General features: G+C 52.4%; 1 protein-coding gene. It reads left to right on the forward strand.

Annotated elements, in window-relative coordinates; genetic code table 11:
* Positions 1-113: 113 nt before the first annotated feature.
* Positions 114-254 (forward strand): four helix bundle protein (locus DA373_RS16550; RefSeq protein ID WP_269801433.1); only part of this gene is annotated, 141 nt, incomplete at its 3' end.

Raw genomic sequence — 254 nt, forward strand, 5'->3', positions numbered from 1 at the left:
ATCCTCAAGCAAAGCGAATGCGGCTCACCGAGTCAGCGCAACAAGCTGAAACGAGCCAGTTGGAACGACGATTACCGAGCCCAGCTGTTCTTTGGTTAAATTATCAGCAAAGTATGCTCCCGCCCTGGTCCATACCCAGCAATATTGCCGAAGGCATGTCACGCTTCTCCAACAAGGACAAACGCCACTTTTTGGTGATCGCCAGGGGCTCATGTGCCGAGCTGCGCACTCAGGTCTATATCGGCATCGAAATT

The sequence above is a fragment of the Oceanimonas marisflavi genome, from assembly GCF_003049725.1.
GTDB classification, from domain to species: Bacteria; Pseudomonadota; Gammaproteobacteria; order Enterobacterales; family Aeromonadaceae; genus Oceanimonas; species Oceanimonas marisflavi.